Raw genomic sequence first — 1747 nt, 5'->3', positions numbered from 1 at the left:
ATCCGAGGCGGTAGGTGCTCCAGGGCAAGGAACTCCTCGTTCGTCGCCAGATGCTCCTCGCCGGGAATGCCGAGCCGCACCGGCTCTGCCCCGGACGCGATCAAAATGTGCCGTGCCTGGATCGCTGTTCCGGCAACATCGAGCGAGGTGCGGCCCGTGAATCGGGCCTCGCCGTGGAAGGTGTCGATGCCTTTGTCGGCGTAGCGGTGTTCGTTCTTCGCAGGCACTGGATCGGTGAAGGTGCGCTTGAAAGCCATCAGGTCAGGCCAGTCGATCCGCACATCCCCAACGACGCCGTGACCACGCATTCGCCCTGTTGCGTCGATCACCTCTGCTCCCGCGATGAGCATCTTCTTCGGATCGCAGCCTCGCAGTGCGCAGGTGCCGCCAAATGGCTTGTGATCCACCACCGCGACACTCCAGCCCGCGCTGCGGACGCGCATGGCCGCAACCATAGCCGCTGTGCCAGTGCCGATGATTGCGAGATCATAGATTCCCATGTCGAGCCCTCCACCATTCTGAAGGACAACGAAGCTGGAGTTGGTACTGGTTTCACGAAGATGCCGCTTCAATTACACGGGGTGAGGTTCGCGGTCGTCGGTAAATCACCGGAACTTGAGCGCGAACAACACACCCGTGGACACGTCTGAGAACGAGAATACCGGCCGACCGGAATCTCGATCCATGCGGCGGCTCCACTGATGCCCCTGCTGGTACTGCACGTTCTGGCGGCACCAGTCCTGGGCCTCATGCCATCGAGCATGAAGCTCGTTGTCGCTGGCGACCGGGAGAAGCTTGACCTCGTGCTGTTGCGGGTAGTCGGTCGGCGCGAGAGGATCGCGCGGGAGTGCTGCAATTCGCGCTTTGAAGTTGTTGAGATCGAACGGTGGTTTCATGTCTTCCTGAAAATGCGTGAAGTTAAGGATTCCATCTTAGACTGATGACGGTAATTCTCGTCAAATTGTTTCGCGTTGATTCGGGCCAATTCGATTGCCCGGCGTTCTAGATCGGATTGAAGCATTGCCTTCTGCCTGCGTAAGGCGAGATCGGTCATCGCGGATTGGTGGCGATGGCGCTCGTCATCCTGCTGCTTTCTGATCTTCGCTGTCCGTTGCGCCTCCTTCCAGGCGTCACCGGGACCAATCGCCTTCCGAGGCCGCCGAGACCTCATGACTGGAATCCGCGACGGAAAAGCAGCGGTTTGAAGCCACCGTTCCGGTTCACCGTGTTGAAGTACGCGGCGAGATGATTCGGATCGCACGCCTTCAAGCCGGTCGTGGTCGCGAAGGCGAAGTGCACGTGACCGTGGATGTCATTTCCGATGAGTGCGGCCGGGAACGACAGGAGGTGAATCCGTGCCAGCGGCTCGACGGCATCGAGGAAGTTCACCTCGTGAACTCGACCAAGATCGAGGACGCCGTTGAACGTCGCTGACCACATCGATCCGTCGAACGAGGGAGTGAAGCATCCGAGGCATCGAACGCTACGCCAGCGCTCATTCTCTCTCTGCTGCCGGTCAATAGCACGGCGAACGGTGATTCTGGTCTTGTTGATCGCTTCAAGAAGATCGTCTGGATCGGAGCAGCGTCGGGTCTCGATCTTGATCTTGCGCAGCGTGAAGCTGTTCTGAGACTGCGCCCAATCCGAAACTGCTTCGGCCATTGAACGGGCGCGATGGCGTCGGCATCGGTCGCAGGAAGGAGAGCGGCACCAGTTCCAATGTCCGGTTCTGGTGTGTGTGCCGCAC

The 1747-nt window shown here is 59.6% G+C and carries 3 protein-coding genes; all 3 read right to left on the bottom strand.

Annotation, left to right across the window (positions count from 1 at the left end; genetic code table 11):
• A partial coding sequence (locus C1631_RS25175) for an FAD-dependent oxidoreductase (protein WP_228441467.1) occupies positions 1-572 on the bottom strand: 572 nt, incomplete at its 3' end.
• A 33-nt stretch (positions 573-605) separates the two neighbouring features.
• On the bottom strand, positions 606-896 hold the full coding sequence (locus C1631_RS25170; RefSeq protein ID WP_109714466.1) for a hypothetical protein: 291 nt from the start codon (positions 894-896) through the stop codon (positions 606-608).
• Positions 897-1167: 271 nt separating this feature from the next.
• A partial coding sequence (locus C1631_RS25165; RefSeq protein ID WP_228441464.1) for a hypothetical protein occupies positions 1168-1747 on the bottom strand: 580 nt, incomplete at its 5' end.

This window comes from Chryseobacterium phosphatilyticum, from assembly GCF_002899825.2.
Classification (GTDB): Bacteria; Bacteroidota; Bacteroidia; order Flavobacteriales; family Weeksellaceae; genus Chryseobacterium; species Chryseobacterium phosphatilyticum.
The sequence above is the reverse complement of the archived record's forward strand: the minus strand, read 5'-3'. Positions and strand labels throughout refer to the sequence as shown.